Origin of the sequence: Streptomyces sp. VTCC 41912, assembly GCF_045799175.1 — a bacterium.
Lineage (GTDB): Bacteria > Actinomycetota > Actinomycetes > Streptomycetales > Streptomycetaceae > Streptomyces > Streptomyces albulus_C.
In genome coordinates this window covers 20,875-37,031 of the sequence record NZ_JBJMAB010000010.1, presented here as the reverse complement: position 1 = coordinate 37,031, position 16,157 = coordinate 20,875, and the positions used below count along the sequence as shown (strand labels likewise).

Sequence of the window (16,157 nt, the reverse complement as noted above, 5' to 3'; positions counted from 1 at the left end):
TGACGTGACGTCAGCGATGCTCCTGCCGGTCGGTGGCCGCCGTCCCATCGACCAGCCGGTCCGCCGCCCGGTCGACCAGCCACGCGGTCGCTGACGTCACCGCCAGGGCGGTGCACCAACCACCGAGGACGTCGGTCGGGTAGTGCGCGCCCAGGGCGACCTGCGCCCACCCCATCGCGCCGCCGGCCACCAGCGCCACGGCGAGCACGAGCAGCGTGCCGGCCGCCCTGCCGAGGCCGAGCCGGCCGGTCACGAGCAGCGCCACCACGAGGGAGATCGCCGTGAGGAAGGCGGTGTGCCCGCTCGGGTAGGACAGGTTGTCGCCGTGGATGGTGCGCCCCACCAGGGACTTGATCAGCGTTGCCGTCCCCACCGTCAGGCCGATCCCGGCGACCACGAACACCGCTGCGCGCGGACGCCTGAGCAGCAGGCAGCCCGTCACCGTGGCCGCGACCAGCGTCGCCGATCCGGCGGGCTCCCCCAGGAAGTCCAACGCCAGGGCGACGTACCGCCACGACGGCCCCGCACCGTCCACCGCCCCCCGGATCCACGCGTCCACGGTGCCGGGCTTGGAGCCGTCGGCATAACGGACCCCGAGCACGACGACCACCAACGCCGCGAGACCCGCAACCGACCCGAGCCACCCGCGCAGTGCCGGGGGCAGCACCCCGGGCGCAGGTCGGCCGGTCACGCGCCCACCGCGTCCGGTCGGCCTGCCCCGGCAACCCTCTCGCCTGCCGTGCGCAGCGTCAGGCGGCGCGCGATGCCGTCGCCGTCCCACTGACGCTCCCGAACGAGTCCGGTTCCCCCCACCCGCTGCCCCCGTCGCGTCCGACCCGCCCGCAGGCGACCGCACCGACCCCCCGGACAGCCGCCCGTGGCCTGCCGGGCGTCCTGGACAAGTCGCCGTAATCACGCATGAGTTGTCACCCTAGCCAACGATCGACGGCCCGCGCGGCGCATCCCGCGCGGCGCATCCCGCGAACCGCGGCACCGTGCTCGCGCTCCTCGCCACCACGATGCCCGCCGCGGCAGCCGCGGCGGAGTCGACTTCGGCCTGATCGGGGACGTGTCATCCGACGATGCGCGCCGCTGAGACCGTCGGGGCGGGCTCAGCGGCGCGGGAACAGAGCGTTGACGGACGCGCCCAAGCCTCCGCCTGCCTCGACCTCCCCCGTGGCCTGGCCGGCTGCTTGCGTGCGGCCGCTCCGTCGACGAAGGGCGGCTCAGCGAAGTGACGTTGGAGTACGTCGTGCAACGGCTGAAAGGTGCGCCGACCGTCGGCGGATGATCTTCTGTCGGGTACCAGCCTCACGCAGGTCTCCCTGGAACGGGTATAGGTAGAAGTGCGTATCGACTACGGGGGGTTGTGGTGTCGGAGATGTCCGCGCGTGAGTACGCACGGATTCTGGACCTGGCCACGGCGGCACTGCACGAGCGGCACCCGGACCGGTTGTGGCCGCTGATCGCGGCGGAGGTGCCGCGGATCTGCGGCGGCGACGACCTCTTCATCCGCAAGTCGGAGGAGTGGAGTGCGGAGGCGGGCACGGTCCGCCTGTGGACACCGGGCAGTCCGGGGGCGGGCTGCGTGGACGACGACGCGGGCCGGGCGCTCCGGCACGGCTATCCCTGGGCCGACTACGCACGCTCGACGACCGACCGCGCACCCGTGACCGCGGGCCAGGCGGCAGGCGGCAGGACGTGGCGCATGAGCCCGACCGCCGCCATGATGCGCACGGCCTTCGGCACGGACCACATCCTCGGCCTTCCCCTGCCCCGAACGTCCGGCCCCTTCAACGGCTATCTGCTCTACCGTTCGGGAAGCGCCTTCACGGAAGCGCACTTGGCCCGCGCCAGGAGACTCCAGCCGGTCCTCGACAGCATCGAGCGGCAGCACGAACTGCTCGTCCAGTGGCGGCGGGCGACACGGTCCGCCGATGCCCACACCGATCCCGACGAACGTGCGGACGACTACGGGCTGACGCCGCGGGAGATCAGCGTCCTGTCGCTGCTCGCCAAGTCCCTGACCGCCACCGCCATCGGACGGCGCCTGGGCATCTCACCGCGTACGGTCCACAAGCACATCGAGAACCTCTACCGCAAGATGGGCACCACGGACCGCATGGCCACCGTCCTGCGCGCCAAGGCATGCCACCTCCTCCCCCGCTCCCCCCAGGCACGACCGTGACGTCGTCTCCGCCGCGCGGCAGGCACCCCTTTTGCGGCTTGTCGCTACCTCCAACATCCGCATCACAAATGCAGGGCATTTTGGGGAAACACCCAAGCAATTGCCAGGTTATTGTCGAATCCTAGCCGCATATGCAGGATGGATCGTGTCACGCTGCAAAGGAGGCGGTCAGGTGGGCGACGGAAATCACGGCAGTGCCGTCCACAGGAGCGCACTCACCTCCCACCGGCCCCCGCACGGCCGGCGGGTGCGCCTGCGCGGGCCCGTGACGCCCGGGTCCGCCCGGGACAACGCGGCCGACCTCCTGGACCGTTCGGCGACCGGCCGACTGCGCCACGAGCGAGCCACCGACGGATGGCAACGCCTCCAGCTCTGGTCGTAGCTCCCGCACGCACTCCGCGGCCCGGCCGGCACAACCGGCGGCCCGCGGGCCCAACCCCCTGACCCTGCTCACGAGGCGAGGCAAGACCACATGACGACACGTACCACGGACGGCAGCGCCGGCGGCGTCGACCACGGGCCCCTCGGCGCCGACCACGCGCCCTACCGTCGGCCCGACGAGCGCATCGCCCGATTCATCGCGGAGGCCCTGGGCGACTCGCGGACCGTCCTCAACGTCGGTGCCGGTGCCGGATCTTACGAGAGCGCGGGACACACGGTGACGGCGGTCGAGCCCTCGGAGTCGATGCGGGCCCAGCGGCACGCGCGACTCACCCGGGCGATCGACGCCGTCGCCGAGCACCTGCCTTTCGCCGACGGCGAGTTCGACGCGGCGATGACGCTGTTCAGCGTCCACCAGTGGTCGGACGTCCGGTCCGGCCTGCGCGAGATGCGACGCGTGACCCGCGGGCCCGTGGTCGTCCTGACCTGCGATCCCACCCTGGTCCGGGACTTCTGGCTGTACCGGTACGCGCCCGAGGTCCTCGACACCGAGTCCCGCCGCTACCCGCCCCTCGCGGAGCTGACCGCGGCCCTGGGCGGCACCGGCACCGTCCAGACCGTGCCCATCCCGTTGGACTGCACCGACGGGTTCAACGAGGCGTACTACGGGCGACCCGAGATGCTGCTCGACCCGGCGGCGCGCCAGGCGTGTTCGGCCTGGAGCTTCGTCGACGACCGGGTCCGCGAGCACTTCGACGGATCCCTGCGCCATGACCTGGACAGCGGTGCCTGGGACGAGGAATTCGGCCACCTGCGCGGTCAGCCGACGTACGACGGGTCGCTCGTGATCGTGCGCGCGACCCCGTGAGAGGAAGAGGAACGCACGATGGCAGTACCCGACCGGATGGACGAAAAGCTTCGGGCCCTGGGGTTGGTGGAGGCGCAGCGGACGGCCCAGGACCTGTTCGCGGAGGTCGTGGCCCGCGCCCTGGTGGCACCGGGCCACAGTGAACGCGAGGCGGCCGACCGGATCGGGATGCTGGCGGGAGAGCGGTTCGGTTCGGCCGCGCGCCACCGCGGGTGCCTCGTCCGCTCCGGCCGTCACACCACCCTCCCGTACGGCGAGGCACCGCCGGACCTCGTCATCGGGCTGGACGACGTCGTCGTCATCGACCTCGGTCCGCTGCTCGCCGCGTCCGAGACGGACTTCGCGCGGACCGTGGTCCTCGGCGACGATCCGGTCAGGAAGCGCCTCTGCGAGGACCTGCCGGAGGTGTTCGCCGCCGGTCGCGAGGCGTTCCACGCGGAGGCCGACATCACCGGCAGCCAGCTCCACGCCGAGGTCAAGGCGCATGCCGCCAAAGCGGGCTGGGCGCTGGGCGGTTGGCACGCCGGTCGCCTGGTCGGCGCGCCCTCGGCCGCGAACGCCCCCGGCACGCCGGCCGACGCGTACGTCGGCCCGGGCAATGACCGGCCCCTGCGCCGCACGGTCCGGGGAGGGTGGCGGGCCCACTGGATCCTGGAGATCCATCTGCTCGACGAACACCACGGCTTCGGCGGCTCCTACAAACAGCTGCTGGACCTGGTGTGAGGTAGGCCGCCGTCAGCGGTGTCCTGGACGCACGCCCGTGCGTGGGCGCACAGCGCGGCCCGGCCGTCCCCGGCCCGTACGGTGCGGGGGCGGTGGCGGTTGCCACACCGGGCTCGTCGGACATGGCGGCGCCGACACGGCTGAGAGCTACCGCGGAGCTGCGCACCGACCGGTGACCGGTCGGTGCGGGCCCGGTCTACCGGTTCGCGGCTTCGCGAGAGGCGATCCGGTTCGTGCGACCGACCGCGCGGCCCACCGCGTTGCGCACCGCGAGGCCCGGCCGGGTGCGGGGCACCATGAGCCTGGAGAGCAGACCGACACGTCGCTGCCGCGGACCTACCTCACGGCGGAGCCGCGACTCGTAGGCGGCGAAGGCGCGGGCGTGCTCACCGGGATGGGCGGCGAGCTCTTCTGCGAGGGCGTACGCGCCCGCCATCGCCATGCTGGACCCGTCACCCAGCAGGGCTGTCGCCGCCGCCGCGTCCCCGAGCAGTACGACCCGTCCGCGGGACCACGAGGGCACCCGGACGGTGGTCAGGGGGTCGAAGAACGGAGCCGGGTGGTCGAGGAACGCCGCCACGAGTTCCGGTGCCCGCCACCGCACGTCGGCGTAGGCGTCGGCCACGGTCTGCTTGTGAAGGGCGATGTTCTTGCGGTCGTGGGGCGCTGGCCGTGCGGCCCGGAAGGTGAAGATCGCGAGCGGGGTGGTCCGCGAGGGGTGGAGGACCAGCATCCGGTTCGGCACGGTCAGCATCGTCATCTCGGTCGGGTCCTCGATGGCGTCGGGTTCCAGCGGGACGGTCGCGCCGTACAGGCCCAGGTCGCTCGCGAACTGCCGCTCGGGGCCGAATACCAGGCGCCGTATGGTGGAGTGCATCCCGTCGGCACCGACTACCAAGTCGAAGCGCCGTGGCGCGGACCGCCGGAAGGTGACGTCCACCCCGCCTTCGTCCTGGTCGAGAGCGGTGACCGTGTCGTCGAACAAGAACTCGGCCTCGGTCTGCGCCGACCGGTGGAGCACCTCGGACAGGTCGGCTCGGGTCACCTCGGCCGTCGGCGCCTTGTCCGAGGTGAGCGGGAGTTGCAGGATTCGCCTGCCGCGGGGGTCGAGCGGGCCGTCAACTGCTCACACGCGAGGATCCATGCACTCGTCGAACAGGCCATGGCCACCCTCAAAACCTGGCGGCTCATGCGCAAACTGCGATGCTCTACCAGCCGTATCACCAGCCCCGTCCAGGCCGTCCTCACCCTGCACCTGACATGCACAAACCGAGGCGGGAAAAGGCTCAGTGCAAGTAAGCGGAGACCCCGGCCCCGGCCCCGGCAGAACCGCCTCCGGGCGACCATCAGCAAGTCGTCCCGTCCCGACCAGGGGTCGGGACGGGACGACTTGCTCGGCGTCCGTCCACCGCGGGACCACCCCTACGGCTGCGGCGTTCGTGCACCGCACCACCAAGCGGAGCGTAAACGCGGCCCGGATTGCCACCATTTGACGGCTTCCGGCGCCAGGGGGCCATCCGCAGGGAGGGCTTCACCCGGTCGAGGGCCTTGCGGGTGCGCTCGTCGGCGCCGTTCGGTCAGGCGAGGGCGAGGAAGAGCTTTTCGAGTTCTTCCTCGGTCATCGGGGCGGCGTCGTCCTGTTGCTCGGCGCTCAGGCACTGGCGCATTCCGCTGGCCACGATCTTGAAGCCGGCCCGGTCGAGGGCCCGGGAGACGGCGGCGAGCTGGGTGACGACGTCCTTGCAGTCCCGGCCGGCTTCAATCATGGCGATGACGCCGGTGAGTTGCCCCTGGGCACGGCGCAGCCGGTTGAGGACCGCGCCCATCGCTTCTTCTTCCACCTTCACCGGACTCCTCCTCGCTCGTGCGGACTGCCTTCCAGGATACCCCAGCGGGTATATGTCGGGTCAGTGGCGGCGGGACCCTGAGGCGGCTGCCTCCGCCCTGGGCGGGCTTTCGGTGCCGGGTGCGCGCCTGCGTCGGACCAGCGACATCGCCACCACGACGGGGACCAGGGCCAGGACGACCGGACCGATCTGCTGGCCGAGGACGAAGACTCCCATGGCGACGACGAACCAGCCGAAGCCGGTGCGCAGGGCGCGCTGGGGGATGCGTCCGGCGAGGCGCCCGCCGATGAGGCTGCCGAGGACGGCGGCCGCGGTGACGGCCAGGGTCAGGCTCCAGTCGAGGTGCGCGTCGGAGAGGTGTCCGGCCAGTCCCGCGAACGAGTTCATGGCGATGACCAGCAGCGAGGTGCCGACCGCGCTGGCCATCGGCAGGCCGGCCAGCAGTGCCAGCGCGGGCACGATGAGGAAACCGCCGCCGGCGCCGAGCAGGCCGGTGACCACGCCCACGAGCGACCCTTGCAACAGCAGGCGGCGGAGCGGGAGTTCGCCGCGCGCCTGCTTCGAGGTCGTGCGCGGGCCGCGGAGCATCGCCGCCGCCGTGGCGAGCATCATCAGCGCGAACGCGACCAGCAGCACGGTGTCCGGGATGTACCCGGCCACCCGGCCGCCCGCGTAGGCGCCGGCCATGCCCGCCAGGCCGAAGAGCGTCCCGGTGCGCCAGCGCACCCGGCCCGCGCGGGCGTGGGAGGTCAAGCCCGCGAGACTCGTGACGCCGACGACGAACAGGGAGGCGGCGATCGCCTGCTGGGTGTGCTGGCCGGCGAGGTAGACCAGGATCGGGACGGTGAGCATGGATCCGCCGCCGCCCAGGACGCCGAGGAAGACCCCGATCAGGAGCGACGCGGCGAGGGTGAGGACGCTCACGGCCGGCTCCTGAGGGCGGCGATCACGGAGCCGATGTCGGTGCGCGGGCCGCGGTTGTAGGGGAGCTTGGCGAGCAGCAGGCCCATCGCGCAGGTGTTGGTGACCGCGGCGAAGGTGAGTCCGGCGCCGACGGCCGTGCCGATCAGGCCCACGCCGGGCACCGCGAGGCCGACCAGCCCGGAGACGAGCACGAGCGAACCCGCGACCAGCCGGACCTGGCGCTCCAGTTCCCAGCGCGCCGGTCCGCGGGTCACCGGTCCGCCGGCCGCCTCCCACGCGGTCACGCCGCCCAGAAGGACGCGCAGGTGGGGCAGCCCGGCCTCGGAGAGCGCCTGCGCCGCCTGGGCGGCGCGGGCGCCGGAGCGGCATATCAGGACGGTGTCCTCGTCGAGGTGGTGGAGCAGTTCGGCGCGGTGCTCGCGCAGTACGTCCAGCGGCACGTTGTGGGCGCCGGGGAGGTGAACGGCGTGGAACTCGCCGGGCGTGCGCACGTCCAGCAGGCGCGGGCCGCTGCCGTCCTCGGCGAGTGCTCTCAGCGCGGCGGCGTCGAGTCCGGCGGGGGTGCGGGGTGCGGTGGTCATCTGGCCTCCGGTGTCGGTACGGCCGGGCCGGGGAGAAATACCCGCCCGGGTATATGTGGGGGTGCGGCGGGGCAAGGGAGCCCGACGGGGAACGGCGGGGCGGCCCCCTGTCGGGCACCGGCGCCTTGGGGGTGGTCAGGCGGCGGATTCGGTGAGCAGCGCCCAGGCGCCGTAGCCGCCGAGTACGTCGGAGACGTCCTGGAAGCCGTGGTGACGCAGCAGGCTGGCGGCGATGGACGAGCGGTGCCCGCCGGCGCAGTGCAGCACCAGGGGGCGGTCGGTGGGGATCTCGTCCAGGCGGCGGGGCAGTTCGCCCAGCGCGATGTGCAGCGAACCGTCGATGAAGCCGCCCGCGCGCTCGGAGCAGCTGCGGACGTCCACGACCACCGGGGGCCGGCCGCCGACCAGGGCGGTGCGCAACTGGTCGGCAGTCAGACGGCTGGCCGGGGTGACCTCGTCGGGCATCGCCGCGAGGGCGTCCTCGGGGCTGCGCAGGTAGCCTGCCACCCGGTCGAAGCCGATGCGGGCGAGGCGGGTGGTGATCTCCTCCTCGCGGTTCTGCGGCGCGACCACCAGGATGCGGCGCTCGGGGGCCAGCACGGTGCCGGCCTGCTCGGCGAAGCGGCCGTCGGCGGGGACGTTGAGCGCGCCGCGCACGTGACCGGTGCCGAACTCCTGCGGGCTGCGGGCGTCCACCACCACCGCTCCCGCCGCGCGCTCGGCGCGGAACTCCTCCACGGACAGCGGCCGGGGTGCGGCGGCCGGGTCGAACAGGTCGCGTTCCTGGCGGTTGAGGGTGGCGTCGTAGCCGAAGTAGCCGGGTGCGGCGGCCTGTCCGGCCGTGACGAGGGCGACGAACTCGTCCTCGCTCATCGGCTGGCAGGCGTAGTTGGTGGCGCGCTGGGCACCGATGGTGGACTGCTTCTCGGTGGAGAGGTTCTTGCCGCAGGCCGAGCCCGCGCCGTGGGCGGGGAAGACCCGCACCTCGTCGGGGAGACCCATCAGCTTGTGCTGCACGCTGCGGTGGAGCATCCGGCCGAGTTCCTCGGCCGTGACGCCCACCGAGGCGAGCAGGTCGGGGCGGCCGACGTCACCGATGAACAGTGCGTCTCCGGTCAGCACTCCGTAGGGGACCTCGTCGGCGGCGTGCTCGCGGACCAGGACGCTGATCGACTCGGGGGTGTGGCCGGGCGTCTCCATGATCTGGAGGGTGACGTCGCCGAGGCTGATCCGCTCGCCGTCGGCGAGCTTGCGGATCGGGTACGCGGTTTCGGCGCGCCGCCCGTAGCCGATCCACGCGCCGGTGCGGGCGGCCATCTCCAGGTGGCCCGCGACGAAGTCGGCGTGGAAGTGGGTGTTGATGACGGCCTCGACGGTGAAGCCGTGGGCTTCGGCGTCGGCCAGGTACTCGGAGATGTCCCGGCGCGGGTCGACGACCACCGCCCTGCCGGTGGACTCGTCGGCGATCATGTACGACGCCTGGGAGAGGCAGTCGAGGTAGTACTGGGCGAAGAACACGGTGAGCAGCCTTCCGATTCCGATCTGGGAGTCAATCCAGGACGTGATATACCCAGGGGGGTATCAAAACGGGCACAGTGGAGCCATGGCCCGTTAGCGGCAGGTCGCGGCTGCGGACGCCGGGGCAAAGGCACTGGCGAACCGTCCAGGGGTGGATCGGCACGCCCTTCCCGCACATACCCCCGTGGGTATATCGCTTGCGAACGTAACGCCGTCTCGGCACCGCTGTCAAATACCCCCCTGGGTATCCGTCCGGGCAAGCACGTGCCCGGCAGTGTGCGCGGTCGGCGCCGCGTCGGCGCCGGCGCATGATCGGATCGCCGCGATCGGGTGCGGCCGGGTTGGCGTGCGGCAGGGTTGGCGCCGAAAGGAGGACCCGTGACCTCTGCACTCAACCGACTTGTCGATCTCGCCGAGGAGTCCGACGTCCACGCATGGGCCCCCGACGACCTCGACGCCATCGAGGTACCGGCCGGCAAGTGGGCGGTCTTCCGCACCACCGGACCACATCCGCAGGCTTTGCGGACGACCTGGGCCGCGACCGCGACCGCGTGGTTCCCCTCCAACCCATGGCGCCTGCGGCCGGGACCCTCGATCGTCGCGATCCTCGAACGGGCGGCCGACTTCAGCACCGCGACCTGCGAGCTGTGGCTGCCCGTCGAACCGTCGTGACGGACTGCGATGACGGAATCGACCCGGGCGGCAGCGGGTGTTCCCCGTCGCCCCGGGTCCCCCTCCCGGTCAGTGCTGTCGGTCCCACGCCCCGGCGGCCCGCGAGGACGTGGCGGTGGGTGGCGTCCGTCCCAGGAAGAGGCTCGTGATCACCTGCACCCGGGCACGTCCGCCGTGTTCGGCCACGATGTCGGCCATCTCGGTCATGACCCGGTCCCGGGGGCCGGCCGGGAGCGCGCGGTAGCCCCCGTAGGAGGTGAAGAGGCCGATGAGGGCGGACGTGGACCGCTCGTGTGCCGAGGCGTACAGGCGGTGGTCCGGTTCGACGAAGCCGGCCGCCGTCATGTCGCGCCACTGGCGGGCCTCGGGGCCCCGCCGCGCGGGACGGGGCCGGGGATCGAGGAGGGTGTCCGGCGGCACCTCGACGCCGTGCCGGGCGTGGGCGGCGGTCAGCCGGTCCGCCAGTTCGCCGCACTGGAGGAACCAGTGGTTCCAAAAGAGGGCTATCGCACCGCCCGGAACCAGGGCGCACCGCGCTCTGGCCCAGCGCACGGCCGGGTCGATCCAGTGCCACGCCTGTGCGCAGTACAGCAACCCGTAGCGTCGCCGGGGATGCCAGGCTTCGAAGTCGGCGACCTCGATCGTGACGTCGCCGTCGGGTAGGTGCGCGCAGCGCCGGCGCAGCACCCGGGCCATGCGGACGTCGGGTTCGACGCAGGTCAGCGGTACACCGGAGCGGGCGAAGTCGAGCGTGGCCTTGCCCGTGCCGGCACCCACCTCCAGCGCCGGCTCGTGAGCGGTCAGCGCGGAGAAGTCCAGGACGTCCTGGACGAGTTGGCGGGGGTAGCCGGGTCTGGCCGTGTCGTACTGGTCGGCGTCGTCGCCGAAGATGTGGCGGCGCGACCCCGCCGACGTCGGCTCGTTGCCAGGGATCCCGTTCGGCATGGAGACCACGGTAGGCGTCCTGCGCCGGACCGGGGAGGGCGCCTTCGCCCGCACGCCACCCGCTGCCGGCCGCTGGGGAAGGCGCGGCGAGGGCCGTCGCGTGAGGGGGCCACCTGCTCGGCCAGCTCGACGGTCGTCCAGACATTCCACGAGCGGGCGATCACGGGCCCAAGTACGCCTGGACCCACGGCACATGGTCTGCGGCCCGGGGCTCCGTGCCACCGGTTCCTACTGCTTCAGCGGTCGGGCGGGCTGTGTTCGACGGGTTCGGGTCCGGGCTCCGCCGGGGTGTCGGCGACGTCGCGAAGGCGTCGGCGGCCGACGAGCAGCGGCAGTTCGAGGGGGAGGCCGACGACGACCTGCGGAAGGTTCTGCTGCACGTGGAAGAGGAGCGCGAACGCCAGCGCCGAGCTGGGCAGTACGTGCAGGAGGTCGAGTGCGTAGAGGGCGCCGACCTCGAAGGTGCCGAAGTGGCCGGGGGCGACCGGCAGCATGTTGGCGAAGTCGATCAGGAACAGGGTGAGGATCGCGGCGGTGACCGGCAGGCGGATCCCGAGGGCGTGGAGCACGACCACCGCGCCCGCGACGTCGGCCGCCTCCCCCACCAGCATCACCCCGAGCATCGCGAGGACCCTGCGCGGTTCCCGCAAGGGGTACATGCCGCCGACGACGCCGCTGAGGAACTTCGGCAGCCGCTCGGTCCTGCCGCGACGCGCGATGACGATCAGCACGCCCAGTTGCACGACCATGAAGACCGCGAACACGGCGATGCAGCCGCTCACCACGCCGGGGACGCCGTCGAGGAGCCACGGCACCGGGATCACCAGGATCGCCAGCCCGATGGCGCCGAACAGCTTCTCCAGCCAGATCAGGGCGCCCGTGGTGGTGACGGGGACGGCGTCCCGCTTCAGGAACCACAGGCGGATCAACTCGCCCGCCCGTCCCGGGCTGATGGCAGAGGCGGCCTGTGCGGAGAACTCGTAGCGCAGCAGTCGCCCCCGGGGAACCGGGTGCCGGGAGCCCAACATGATGCGCCAGCCCTCGGCGCTGACGTACTGGCTGAACACGTTGAGCAGGAGCGCCACCACGAGCAGCCACGGCGTGGCCCGTTCGAGGGCCCGGCCCAGGGCCGTCACGTCGATGCCGCGCAGGAACCACCACAGCGCCCCGATGATCGCCGCGATGTTCAGGACGCGGAACGCGATGCCGGCCACCCGCTTCGCCCGGCTCCGGCGTTCGTTCACCGGTCGTGCCCGCGGGAGGCGTCCGGATCGCCTGCGGTGACGGGCGCCGGGCCGCGCGGGAGCCGACGGGCAGCCGCGCAGCCCGGCCAGCGGGCGCGCTCTCGCTCGTAGGCGGCGACGAGGGCGCGTGGGTCGATCCCCACCGACGCGCGGAGCGGGCCGAGGCGCCGGTGCATGAGGTCCCGCCACGGCAGCGTGTGCAGGGGCCTGATGCCGGTGTCCCGGGCGAAGGCGACGGCGGTGCGGAACACCTCCAGGTCGGTGTGGGAGAAGCGGAATCCGCCGCGGTAGAGGTGGCGGGCGCCCAGCGTGAACAGCTTCTCCTGCCAGGCGCCCAGTTCTCCGCTGGCGCCCATGGTGACGCCGATCACGAACGCCTCGTCCGGGGGGAGCGTGCCGCGACCGAGGAGGATGTGGACGCAGTCGTGCCCCAACAGGTCGATGGCGCCCGGCAGCGCGACCGGGCTGGCCGGGTTCTCCAGGAGCCGGACGTACCACGGGATCGCCGCGGAGTCGTCGCCCGGCATCGCGTCGTAGGCGGTGCGCAGCGTCACGGTGTCGTCGAGCCCCGGATTCCATGCGGCGAGCGGTCCTCGCGTCGGCACCGTCGTCCTCCCGTCAGTAGACCCGGCCGAGGTCGCCGTCGACGGTGACGAGCTGGCCGTCCTGGATCAGCTTGGTGGCGTTGTTCGTGCCCATGACGGCGGGGATTCCGTACTCGCGCGCCACGATGGAGCCGTGCGACAGCGCGCCGCCGGTGTCGGTGACGACCCCGCCGGCGATGGCCAGCAGGGGTGACCAGGCCGGGGTGATGTAGGGCGCGACGAGCACGTCGCCGGCCTGGAACGTCGGGAAGTCCCGCACCGAGAAGACGCGTCGTGCGGGGGCCGTCACGCGGCCCGGGCTGACCGGTGAGCCGTGCAGTCCCGCCCCCTCCTCGGCCTTGGTGTGGTGCCCCACGAGGGCGACCGAGGTGACATCCACCTTGCCCATGAAGATCCGGGCTTCCGCCGGAACCTGCGGGGGCGGGCTGAGGAGCTTCTGCTCGTCGCGCCGTGCGCGGCGCCGGTGCACCACGTCGTCCCAGGTCTTCGGGGGCTGCCCGCGGCCGATGGTCCGGAGTTCACCGTGCAGTTCGTCGCCAGTGAGGAAGAAGACGTCGTCCGGGGAGCGCAGCCCACCGGCCGTGGTGAGCCTGCGCCCCAGTTCCAGGTAGGCGCGCCGCATGATCGGCCAGCCGCGGGTGAAGTGGAAGAGTGCCTGGTCGCGGACCTGTCCGTAGCGGCGGTTCCAGCTCAACAGGGCCGCGAGGGCGCCGCGTCGGAGCGGGAAGGGACGCAGTGCCTCGTCCATCTGGGCTCGTGCGGAGGTGCGGCGTCGGGCCAGGGTGCGCATCCGCTCGCGCGGGTCGGCGGCCCGGCCGTCGCGGTACGCCGCGATGGTGGTGCGGAAGGTCGAGGGGTCCTCGGCGGGCGTGGGTTCGACGAAGTCGAGGTGGTAGACCTGATGCCCGTAGCGTGCGAGGAACGTCTCGAACGCGCGCTCCGCCTCGTCGTCGTCGCCTTCGGTGCGCGCGAGGTCGTGGAGTGCGAAGGTGGTCTCCGAGGTCTTGCTCGGGAATCCCTGCAACAGGGCGCCGTGGCCCGGGACTTCGGTGCCGGTGTCCTTCAGCGGCTTGGCGATGCGGGGGTAGGCGGTGGCCAGCAGCCATTCGCCGATGTTCCAGTACCAGGCTAGGCCGCCGAGGATGGCCCAGTACCTGCCGCTCAGTTCCTGGGCCTCGGCTATGAGGCGGAGGAGGTCGTCGGTGGCCAGTCGGGTCAGGTCCGTGCGGCTCATCGCCTCCAGCCGCGCGACGTGCCGCGGCAGGATCACCGTGCGCCACCGGCGCTCCAGCGGGCCGAGGTGGAACCGGTAGCAGTTGAGCGCCAGTTTCACGGTCCTGAGCGGATACCTGTTCATGGGGTAGTCGAGCCGCAGGTAGGCGAAGCCGTTGATGGTGCCGGACATCGGCTTGGGCAGCAACGGGTTGGTGAGCTGTTCGGCCGCGGGCCCGGCCCAGTTCTGTGACCAGTGCGCGACCAGGCAGGGGAAGAGGGTGGTGGCGAAGAGCGGGGACAGCGGCTCGGGCAGCCAGGAGTCGCAGATGCTGATCCGCGCCCACCACGCCCCGTCGACCGGACTCTGCCAGCGGACGTCCGCCGGCGCGGTCGGCGCCGGTGCCCGGTCCGTCAGGGGCCGGGCCTGAAGGATCGCGATCCGGCCCGCGTGGACCGCCCACTCCACGTCCTGGGGGCGGCCGAAGTGCGCCTCTATCGCGAGGCCGTGGCCGGCGAGTGCGACGGCCTGCTCCGCGGTGAGCGAGGCGGCGTCCTGCCGGTCGGGGGGCACGTCGACGACGGCGGTGCCGGTCCGGGCGTCGGCTCCCGTGCCTTCCCCTTCGCCGGCTGCGACCGCGGGCACGACCATCCGCGCCTTGTGCGCGAGCTGCGTGCGCGCGACCCGTGCGTCGGCGCGGGACACCTCGAAGCGGTCCGGGGTGACGAGGCCGCCGACGACCGCCTCGCCGTATCCCCAGCTCGACTCGATGACGGTCCGTCCGGCGGGCGGCGGATCCCCCGCCCCGTCGGTGGCGGTGGTGGCGCGCGGGTCGACGGTGAACATCACGCCGGCCGACTCCGCGGGCACCAGGGCCTGTACGACGACCGCCATGCCGGCCGCCGCGTGCGGGAGGCGTTGGCGCTCCCGGTACCGGATGGCGTGGACCTGCCACAGGGAGGCCCAGCAGCGTCGGACCGCGGCCACGACGTCCTCGGGCGAATCCACGGCGAGTTCGGTGTGGTACTGCCCGGCGAAGCTCGCGGTCGCGGAGTCCTCGGACGTGCCCGAGGAGCGGACGGCGACCCCGCCACCGTCCGGGCGGACGGCCCGGTACGCCCGCGCCACCTCGTCCAGCAGCGGTGAAGGGAGGTCCACGGCCAGGATCGCCTTGCGCAGCAGACGGGCGCAGTCCGCTATCTCGCCGTCCGCGGCGCCGTCGGTGAGCCGTGCGGTGAGGGCGTCGAGGTGCGGTCCGAGGGCCGCTGCCGTCGTGGACCGGTAGACGGAGATCGGCAGGCAGAAGCCGTCGGGGACGGGGAGGCCCGCGGACATCAGCTCGCCGAGGTTCGCGGCCTTCGCGCCCGCCCGGGTGGCGTCGCCCGCCCGCAGGTCTCGCAGCATCACGACGTCAGGCATGGTCGGCCACCCGGTCCACCCACTGTTGGTAGTGCTTGCGGAACCTCAGCACGCCTCTGTCGCGTTCGAGGTAGATGCCGTGGCGGTCGCCGGGCTCCATCGTGTTGAAGACCGGCAGGTCCTGGTGGGAGGCGAAGGTGATCTCCAGCCGGTTCGCCAGGTAGTGCCTCAGGTCCCGCCAGCGGCGGCCGGTCGTGAGGACGGCTGCGGTGATGTGCTGGATCGTCCGGTTGGGGGCGATCGGCGTGGTGGCCAGCAGCAGCCGGTACTGCGGGACCCCGTCGGCCCAGTAGGAGATCCGCTGGCCCGCGGGCCAGCCGTCGACCCGCAGGACGAACTCCTCGGCGTTGGTGCCCAGCAGCCTGGTGACCGCGCCGAGCTTGCCGGTGTAGCCGGGCCACGTCAGTTCGGCGCCGAGCCACGCCTGTGCGTCGATGGGCGGGCCGTGGTCCTGCGTCTGCTGCTGGTCGGTGAGCATCCGCAGCCGGCACGGCCCGGCGACCTCCAGTCCGTGGAGCGCGACGAGGTGGTCGGGGTCGTAGGTGTTCTCCAGGATGCGGCGGACCGTCGCGCCGGTGCTGTCGGCGAGCCGGAACCTGCGGTGGCCCGGCTGGTCCTCGTCGAGCGACGGCATCTCGGGCAGCGGGAACATCGGTTCCTCGCTGCCGTACCAGGCCCATACGTAGCCGTAGCGTTCCACCGTCGGGTACGGGCGCAGGCGGGCCTTCGACGGGATCCGCGCCGTTCCCGGGACGGCGACGCACGCCCCGGACCGGTCGAAGCGCCAGTGGTGGAAGGGGCATTGCAGGCCACCGTCGACGATCTTGCCGTCCGCCAGGCTGGCTCCCATGTGCGGGCAGTGGCGCGGCATCAGCACCGGTCGGCCCGCACCGTCGCGCCAGGCCACCAGCGGCTCGCCGAACAGCTTGAGCGCCCTGGGCCGCTTCGCCAACTGGCCGGAGGGGAAGGCGACGTACCAGCTCGCGGGGAGGTTGAGGCCGGTGGGTACGCGTGCGTCCATCGCGGTCG

Annotated in this window: 16 protein-coding genes and 1 pseudogene; 6 read left to right on the top strand and 11 right to left on the bottom strand. The window is 72.5% G+C overall.

The genetic code is table 11. The annotated features are described in order from the left end of the window. Positions 1–10: 10 nt before the first annotated feature. On the bottom strand, positions 11–691 hold the full coding sequence (locus ACJ6WD_RS16955; RefSeq protein ID WP_407616066.1) for a phosphatase PAP2 family protein: 681 nt from the start codon (positions 689–691) through the stop codon (positions 11–13). Positions 692–1,381: 690 nt separating this feature from the next. Here ACJ6WD_RS16955 and ACJ6WD_RS16950 point away from each other — a divergent pair. The 4 genes from ACJ6WD_RS16950 (at position 1,382) to ACJ6WD_RS16935 (ending at position 4,160) form a co-directional block, all read left to right on the top strand. Beyond that, positions 1,382–2,188, top strand: coding sequence for a response regulator transcription factor (locus ACJ6WD_RS16950; RefSeq protein ID WP_407616065.1), 807 nt, complete (start codon positions 1,382–1,384; stop codon positions 2,186–2,188). A gap of 172 nt (positions 2,189–2,360) precedes the next feature. Continuing rightward, complete coding sequence (locus ACJ6WD_RS16945) at positions 2,361–2,570, top strand: hypothetical protein (protein WP_233659988.1); 210 nt, start codon at positions 2,361–2,363, stop codon at positions 2,568–2,570. 90 nt (positions 2,571–2,660) lie between these two features. After that, positions 2,661–3,437 (top strand): methyltransferase domain-containing protein, encoded by a 777-nt coding sequence (locus ACJ6WD_RS16940; protein ID WP_331249306.1) that lies wholly within the window; start codon positions 2,661–2,663, stop codon positions 3,435–3,437. A gap of 18 nt (positions 3,438–3,455) precedes the next feature. Beyond that, a complete protein-coding gene (locus ACJ6WD_RS16935; protein WP_407616064.1) occupies positions 3,456–4,160 on the top strand; it encodes a M24 family metallopeptidase in 705 nt (234 codons plus the stop codon). A gap of 196 nt (positions 4,161–4,356) precedes the next feature. Here the strand turns inward: ACJ6WD_RS16935 and ACJ6WD_RS16930 are convergent, their stop codons facing one another. Beyond that, the gene (locus ACJ6WD_RS16930; RefSeq protein ID WP_407616063.1) at positions 4,357–5,205 is read right to left on the bottom strand and encodes an FAD-dependent monooxygenase; all 849 of its coding nucleotides are present in this window, start codon (positions 5,203–5,205) and stop codon (positions 4,357–4,359) included. 63 nt (positions 5,206–5,268) lie between these two features. On the opposite strand from ACJ6WD_RS16930, the pseudogene ACJ6WD_RS16925 reads away from it, so the two are divergent. Next, positions 5,269–5,430, top strand: a pseudogene (locus tag ACJ6WD_RS16925) (IS5/IS1182 family transposase); the annotation flags it as partial. A 307-nt stretch (positions 5,431–5,737) separates the two neighbouring features. Here the strand turns inward: ACJ6WD_RS16925 and ACJ6WD_RS16920 are convergent. The 4 genes from ACJ6WD_RS16920 to ACJ6WD_RS16905 all read right to left on the bottom strand — a co-directional run bounded on the left by ACJ6WD_RS16920 (position 5,738) and on the right by ACJ6WD_RS16905 (position 9,030). Further along, positions 5,738–5,986, bottom strand: coding sequence for a metal-sensitive transcriptional regulator (locus tag ACJ6WD_RS16920; protein ID WP_267953150.1), 249 nt, complete (start codon positions 5,984–5,986; stop codon positions 5,738–5,740). An 81-nt stretch (positions 5,987–6,067) separates the two neighbouring features. Continuing rightward, positions 6,068–6,931 (bottom strand): sulfite exporter TauE/SafE family protein, encoded by an 864-nt coding sequence (locus ACJ6WD_RS16915; protein ID WP_407616062.1) that lies wholly within the window; start codon positions 6,929–6,931, stop codon positions 6,068–6,070. Next, entirely contained in the window at positions 6,928–7,512 is a 585-nt protein-coding gene (locus ACJ6WD_RS16910) for a rhodanese-like domain-containing protein (RefSeq protein WP_376445778.1), read from the bottom strand. The genes ACJ6WD_RS16915 and ACJ6WD_RS16910 overlap by 4 nt, the downstream gene beginning before the upstream one ends. Before the next feature lie 135 nt (positions 7,513–7,647). Continuing rightward, positions 7,648–9,030, bottom strand: coding sequence for a rhodanese-like domain-containing protein (locus ACJ6WD_RS16905; protein WP_407616061.1), 1,383 nt, complete (start codon positions 9,028–9,030; stop codon positions 7,648–7,650). A gap of 378 nt (positions 9,031–9,408) precedes the next feature. Here ACJ6WD_RS16905 and ACJ6WD_RS16900 point away from each other — a divergent pair, with 378 nt between their 5' ends. Further along, complete coding sequence (locus tag ACJ6WD_RS16900) at positions 9,409–9,702, top strand: GyrI-like domain-containing protein (RefSeq protein WP_376553521.1); 294 nt, start codon at positions 9,409–9,411, stop codon at positions 9,700–9,702. A 69-nt stretch (positions 9,703–9,771) separates the two neighbouring features. Here the strand turns inward: ACJ6WD_RS16900 and ACJ6WD_RS16895 are convergent, their stop codons facing one another. The 5 genes from ACJ6WD_RS16895 to ACJ6WD_RS16875 form a co-directional block, all read right to left on the bottom strand. Beyond that, positions 9,772–10,647: a class I SAM-dependent methyltransferase gene (locus tag ACJ6WD_RS16895; RefSeq protein ID WP_331249313.1), complete on the bottom strand. Its 876-nt coding sequence runs from the start codon at positions 10,645–10,647 to the stop codon at positions 9,772–9,774. 236 nt (positions 10,648–10,883) lie between these two features. Beyond that, complete coding sequence (locus ACJ6WD_RS16890; RefSeq protein WP_376553515.1) at positions 10,884–11,891, bottom strand: lysylphosphatidylglycerol synthase transmembrane domain-containing protein; 1,008 nt, start codon at positions 11,889–11,891, stop codon at positions 10,884–10,886. After that, positions 11,888–12,496, bottom strand: coding sequence for a hypothetical protein (locus ACJ6WD_RS16885; RefSeq protein WP_233659999.1), 609 nt, complete (start codon positions 12,494–12,496; stop codon positions 11,888–11,890). Before ACJ6WD_RS16885 ends, ACJ6WD_RS16890 begins: the two co-directional genes overlap by 4 nt. 13 nt (positions 12,497–12,509) lie before the next feature. Next, positions 12,510–15,128 (bottom strand): PEP/pyruvate-binding domain-containing protein, encoded by a 2,619-nt coding sequence (locus ACJ6WD_RS16880; RefSeq protein ID WP_407616060.1) that lies wholly within the window; start codon positions 15,126–15,128, stop codon positions 12,510–12,512. Then, entirely contained in the window at positions 15,121–16,149 is a 1,029-nt protein-coding gene (locus tag ACJ6WD_RS16875) for a Rieske 2Fe-2S domain-containing protein (RefSeq protein ID WP_407616059.1), read from the bottom strand. Before ACJ6WD_RS16875 ends, ACJ6WD_RS16880 begins: the two co-directional genes overlap by 8 nt. Positions 16,150–16,157: the final 8 nt, after the last annotated feature.

Excerpts from the sequence above, each read along its gene's own strand:
- ACJ6WD_RS16950 (WP_407616065.1), top strand. The coding sequence starts at position 1,382 with ATGTCCGCGCGTGAGTACGCACGGATTCTGGACCTGGCCACGGCGGCA.
- ACJ6WD_RS16940 (WP_331249306.1), top strand. The coding sequence starts at position 2,661 with ATGACGACACGTACCACGGACGGCAGCGCCGGCGGCGTCGACCACGGG.
- ACJ6WD_RS16935 (WP_407616064.1), top strand. The coding sequence starts at position 3,456 with ATGGCAGTACCCGACCGGATGGACGAAAAGCTTCGGGCCCTGGGGTTG.
- ACJ6WD_RS16920 (WP_267953150.1), bottom strand. The coding sequence starts at position 5,986 with ATGGGCGCGGTCCTCAACCGGCTGCGCCGTGCCCAGGGGCAACTCACC.
- ACJ6WD_RS16910 (WP_376445778.1), bottom strand. The coding sequence starts at position 7,512 with ATGACCACCGCACCCCGCACCCCCGCCGGACTCGACGCCGCCGCGCTG.
- ACJ6WD_RS16895 (WP_331249313.1), bottom strand. The coding sequence starts at position 10,647 with ATGCCGAACGGGATCCCTGGCAACGAGCCGACGTCGGCGGGGTCGCGC.
- ACJ6WD_RS16880 (WP_407616060.1), bottom strand. The coding sequence starts at position 15,128 with ATGCCTGACGTCGTGATGCTGCGAGACCTGCGGGCGGGCGACGCCACC.
- ACJ6WD_RS16875 (WP_407616059.1), bottom strand. The coding sequence starts at position 16,149 with ATGGACGCACGCGTACCCACCGGCCTCAACCTCCCCGCGAGCTGGTAC.